This window comes from Halomonas sp. BM-2019 (genome assembly GCF_017584085.1).
In genome coordinates this window covers 2719548-2725086 of sequence record NZ_CP071922.1, presented here as the reverse complement: position 1 = coordinate 2725086, position 5539 = coordinate 2719548, and the positions used below count along the sequence as shown (strand labels likewise).

General features: G+C 47.0%; 6 protein-coding genes. All 6 read left to right on the top strand.

Features of this window, described 5'->3' with window-relative positions; translation table 11 throughout:
• Nucleotides 1-968 (top strand): enoyl-ACP reductase FabV (gene fabV, locus J5F18_RS13620; RefSeq protein ID WP_346299147.1); only part of this gene is annotated, 968 nt, incomplete at its 5' end.
• A gap of 256 nt (nt 969-1224) precedes the next feature.
• Nucleotides 1225-2565, top strand: coding sequence for a Na(+)-translocating NADH-quinone reductase subunit A (locus tag J5F18_RS13615; RefSeq protein WP_346299146.1), 1341 nt, complete (start codon nt 1225-1227; stop codon nt 2563-2565).
• A gap of 2 nt (nt 2566-2567) precedes the next feature.
• Nucleotides 2568-3773 carry an NADH:ubiquinone reductase (Na(+)-transporting) subunit B gene (locus J5F18_RS13610; RefSeq protein WP_346299145.1) on the top strand — a complete coding sequence of 402 codons (1206 nt, stop codon included), beginning with the start codon at nt 2568-2570 and terminating at the stop codon, nt 3771-3773.
• On the top strand, nt 3763-4524 hold the full coding sequence (locus tag J5F18_RS13605; RefSeq protein ID WP_346299144.1) for a Na(+)-translocating NADH-quinone reductase subunit C: 762 nt from the start codon (nt 3763-3765) through the stop codon (nt 4522-4524). The genes J5F18_RS13610 and J5F18_RS13605 overlap by 11 nt, the downstream gene beginning before the upstream one ends.
• On the top strand, nt 4524-5156 hold the full coding sequence (locus J5F18_RS13600) for an NADH:ubiquinone reductase (Na(+)-transporting) subunit D (protein ID WP_126791451.1): 633 nt from the start codon (nt 4524-4526) through the stop codon (nt 5154-5156). The genes J5F18_RS13605 and J5F18_RS13600 overlap by 1 nt, the downstream gene beginning before the upstream one ends.
• 5 nt (nt 5157-5161) lie before the next feature.
• Nucleotides 5162-5539 (top strand): Rnf-Nqr domain containing protein (locus J5F18_RS13595; protein WP_346299143.1); only part of this gene is annotated, 378 nt, incomplete at its 3' end.

Genomic DNA, 5539 nt, shown 5'->3' with positions numbered 1-5539 from the left:
CACGTATCGTCTCGGCGTTTAGTAGCGGGGCGAAGACCCTCGGTGTCTGTTTTGAGAAAGAGCCAAGCGAAAGAAAAACAGGAACCGCAGGTTGGTACAATACAGCGGCATTTCACCAGTTTGCGGAAGCGGAAGGTCTATACGCACAAACACTCAACGGTGATGCGTTTTCAGACGAAATTAAGGCAGAAACGATCGCTAAGATAAAGGCGGATCTCGGTCAAGTTGATCTTGTGGTTTACAGCTTAGCCTCACCAAAGCGCAAAGACCCAGAAACTGGCGAGGTCTTTAGCTCGACCCTAAAACCAGATTTGGTTCATGACATTTCACTCGAGCCAGCAACCCAAGAAGAAATTGATCATACGGTCAAAGTTATGGGCGGTGAGGATTGGGAACGCTGGATAGCGCAACTTGATGCTGCTGGCGTTTTAGCCGAGGGATGTCAAACAACGGCCTACACGTATATCGGCAAGAAATTAACTTGGCCGATTTATGGCCACGCAACCATAGGTCAGGCAAAAGAAGATTTGGATCGAGCTGCACATCAACTGCGTGTTAATTACAAGCATTTACATTTAAAGGCGTGGGTGTCTTCGCTTAAGGCGCTGGTAACACAAGCCAGTTCAGCTATACCTGTGATGCCACTTTATATTTCTTTGATATACAAAGTTATGAAAGAAGAAGGTACTCATGAAGGCTGTATCGAACAAATCTATCGATTATTTACTGAAGGGCTCTATGTCGAGGCTCCGCAGATCGACGAGGCGAATCGTTTACGCATGGATGGCTGGGAAACAAATGACAAAACCCAGGCAAAAATTGAGCAGCTATGGGACCAAGTAAATCAGCAAACTTTTCATCAGTTAGCTGACTATCAAGGGTACCATGCTGACTTTCTGCGTTTGTTTGGTTTTGGTATCGACGGCGTCGATTACGACGCAGATGTAAATCCTGTGGTAAATTGGTGATATTGATCGATTCGCACTAGACTTTGGTAGTAAACCAGTAGTGGTAAGCCAATTAAATTTCTAGATTGCGTTGGCCAGTTTTCTCAAAACCATGTAGAATACTGCGCTGGAAGTTACAGGGTAACCATGCAAAGTAACTAACGAGCTCCGTACCTGCGAAATGTAGGATCTGCGGGGCTTGTGTTTATGGTAGTATTCTGTCGCGACAAACGAATTGAGCTTTCAATCTTCCCTAAATTGAGTAGTGCAAACGCGTATGATTACGATAAAGAAAGGTTTGGATGTTCCTATCGCAGGGGCTCCCCAACAAACTATTGAAGATGGCCCGGCCATCACTACCGTTGCTACGCTAGGTGAAGAGTATGTGGGTATGCGCCCGACCATGCATGTCCAGGTCGAAGACCGGGTAAAAAAAGGTCAGATTCTTTTTGAAGATAAAAAGAATCCAGGCGTAAAATTCACTGCTCCTGCAGCTGGTGTAGTTAAAGAAATCAACCGTGGTGCAAAGCGAGTCTTGCAGTCGGTCGTGATCGAAATTGATGGCGACGAACAAGAAACTTTCGCTAAGTACGATGAAGGCAAGTTGCTCCAACTTAGCCGCGAGAATGTTCAACAAAACCTTGTTGATTCAGGCTTGTGGACTGCCATCCGTACACGCCCCTATTCGAAGTCTCCAGCGCTCGATTCTGAGCCAAAAGCAATTTTCGTTAATGCCATGGATACCAATCCATTAGCAGGCGATCCGCTATTGGTAATTAGTGAGCACGCGAAAGACTTCAGTAACGGTTTGAAAGTACTAAGCCGGATGACGGCGGGTAAGCTGTATGTATGCTCTGCGCCTGATGCGAAAATCGATTTCGATTCCGCCCCAGTAACGCATGAAACATTCAGTGGTGTGCATCCTGCCGGGAACGTCGGTACGCATATTCACTTCCTTGAAGGTGTGGATATGAGTTACTTCGTTTGGCATGTCAGCTATCAAGACGTGATCGCGATTGGTAAATTATTCACCACCGGTGAATTGTATACCGACCGGGTCGTTGCAGTGGCTGGTCCGGGTGTTAAAAATCCGCGTTTGTTGCGTACTCGGTTAGGAGCAAACCTGAACGAGTTGACCGCTGGCGAGCTTGCAGAAGGTAAGCAGCGTATCGTTTCTGGCTCAGTGCTAAATGGCCATAATGCAAACGGTGCCCATGCTTATTTAGGTCGCTTCCATAATCAGGTCTCTGTACTTGAAGAAGGTGACGAGAAATATTTCCTTGGCTGGATCTGGCCAGGTAAAGAAATGCACTCGATCACTCGTACGTTTACTGGACATTTGCGTCCGAAGAAACTCTTCAATATGAACGCATCGACTAATGGTTCGAATCGCGCCATGGTTCCAATTGGTAACTATGAACGCGTTATGCCGTTAGACATTGTCCCAACTCTGTTGTTACGTGATTTATGTGCTGGCGATCTTGAAAGCGCGCAAGCTCTAGGCTGTTTAGAGCTGGACGAGGAAGATTTAGCTTTGTGTACCTATGTGTGCCCAGGCAAGTATGACTTCGGACCATTGCTGCGTAAATGCCTCACCACGATTGAGAAAGAGGGCTAACGATGAGCTTGAAACATTTTATTGAGCGTCTCGAGCCGCAATTCGAGCCAGGTGGAAAGCATGAGAAATGGTACGCGCTGTATGAAGCGGTCGCGACTATTCTTTACACCCCGGGCACCACGAATAAGGGCACGACGCACGTCCGTGACAATATCGACCTGAAACGCATCATGATTCTGGTTTGGATGATGACCTTTCCGGCGATGTTCTACGGTATGTATAACGTTGGATATCAAGCATCACTGGCGGTTGCGCAAGGCTATGAATTAGCCAGCATCTGGCAGGTTGGTTTGTTCCAAATGTTCGGTGGTGAGTTTACTGCCGATGCAGGTTGGGGAACCATGATGTGGTATGGAGCTTGCTTCTTCTTACCCATTTATGCAGTAACATTTGCTGTTGGTGGTTTCTGGGAAGTACTGTTTGCGTCAATTCGTAAACACGAAGTAAATGAAGGCTTTTTCGTTTCTTCAGTGTTATTCGCTTTGACCTTACCGGCAACCATTCCACTTTGGCAAGTTGCGCTCGGTATTACCTTCGGTATCGTCATTGGTAAGGAAATTTTCGGTGGTACTGGCCGGAACTTCTTGAACCCTGCGTTAACCGGCCGTGCTTTCCTATACTTCTCGTTCCCAGCCGCAATTTCTGGTGACCAAGTGTGGACAGCCGTTGACGGTTACGCCGGTGCAACCAAATTAACCGAAGCATTTAACGGTGCTTTAGATTACTCAGATATGAACGCTTGGATGGACGCCTTCATTGGCCGAATTCCTGGCTCAGTCGGTGAAGTCTCGACCTTAGCTATCTTAATTGGTGGTCTGGCGTTGATATACTTCCGCATCGCCTCTTGGCGTATCGTCGGTGGTGTGCTCATCGGTATGATTGCATTCTCAAGTCTGCTTAACCTTATCGGTAGTGACACCAATGCTATGTTTGCAATGCCGTGGTACTGGCACCTTGTTATCGGTGGATTGGCATTCGGTATGATGTTTATGGCGACAGACCCAGTGTCGGCGTCGTTCACGAACCAAGGTAAGTGGGCATACGGTATTTTGATCGGCTTCATGACAGTCATGATCCGTGTCATCAACCCGGCATTCCCGGAAGGTATTATGTTGGCGATCCTATTTGCTAACGTATTTGCCCCGTTGTTTGACCACTTTGTAGTCCAGGCCAACGTGAAGCGGAGGGCATTACGTCATGGCAAGTAAGAACGATACCATTGGAAAAACGTTTACAGTCGTTATCTTACTGTGTTTAGTCTGCTCTATTATCGTTGCAGGTTCAGCAGTAGGGCTGAAAGAACGTCAAGAAGCCAATGCGGCATTAGCGAAACAAGCTAACATCCTCACGACTGCTGGCATTAGCTTCGCAGGGCGTGGTGCAGAAGCTGTATTCGCCGAGCGTGTTAACGTGTTTACTTACAACCGGGAGACTGGTGAGGTAACTCGTTTTGACTCAATGATTGCAATGGAATCAGCAATGGCCGACATCCGTAGTCAGTCAGTCGCTAGTGACGAAGACGTTGCCGGTGTGCGCTCAATCCGTCCGGAGCTGCCTGTATTTGAAGTTCGCGATGAAAATGGCGATGTTCAAACCTACGTGCTTGATGTACGTGGAGCAGGCCTATGGGGCATGATGTACGCATTTTTAGCCATTGAATCAGATGGTCAAACCATTCGTGGCTTGAACTTCTATGATCACGCAGAAACGCCAGGGCTAGGTGGTGAGATTCAAAACCCTCGCTGGGCAGGCCGCTTTGAAGGCAAAAAGGCGGTCACTGAAGACGGTGACGTAGCCATTCGTGTGACGAAAGGTGCAAACCCGGAGCAGAATGAAGTTGATGCACTTTCAGGCGCAACGATTACCAGTAATGGTGTCGACAGAACCTTCCAGTTCTGGTTGAGCGGAAACGCTTACGGCTCATTCTTAACTAAGCTGCGTGAAGAGGGGGCTATCTAATGGCAAGCACTAAAGAAATGAAGTCAGTGCTGTTTGGGCCAATTTTTGCCAACAACCCAATTGCACTGCAAATCCTCGGCGTATGTTCTGCTCTTGCAGTTACGTCGAAGCTCGAGAACACTTTGGTTATGTGTATCGCCCTGACCTTCGTATTGGTGTTATCGAATGTGTCAATTTCGATTATCCGTAACCACATTCCTTCGAGTGTGCGGATTATCGTACAAATGACTATTATCGCCAGTTTGGTAATTGTCGTAGACCAGTTGCTGAAAGCTTTTGCTTATGACATTGCGCAAGAGCTATCAGTTTTCGTTGGTTTGATTATTACTAACTGTATTGTTATGGGCCGTGCGGAAGCATTCGCAATGAAAGAAAAGCCAGGTATGGCTTTACTTGACGGTCTTGGTAATGGTTTAGGTTACTCAGTGGTTCTCTTAACTGTCGCGTTCTTCCGTGAACTATTTGGTTCAGGTAGCTTGTTCGGTTATCAGATTCTGCCATTGATCACTGAAGGTGGCTGGTACACCCCAGTTGGCTTGTTGGTATTACCACCAAGTGCATTCTTCATTATCGGCGGCTTTATTTGGGTACTTCGTACTTTCCGCCCAGAACAAGTTGAAGCGAAGGAGTAAGGTAAATGGAACACTATATCAGCATGTTCGTCCGTGCGGTGTTCATTGAGAACCTTGCACTATCATTCTTCTTGGGAATGTGTACATTCCTTGCGGTATCGAAAAAAGTTACAACTGCGATGGGTTTAGGCGTAGCGGTAATCGTTGTACTGGGGATTTCAGTCCCAGTCAGTAACATCGTTAACACCTTTGTCTTATCACCAGGGTCATTGTCTTGGGCAGGTTTCCCGGACGCTGATCTGAGCTTCCTACGCTTCTTGACCTTCATTGGTATCATTGCAGCGTTGGTTCAGATTCTGGAAATGACTCTCGATAAATACTTACCTGCGTTATATAACGCGCTTGGGATTTTCCTACCGTTAATCACAGTAAACTGTGCGATT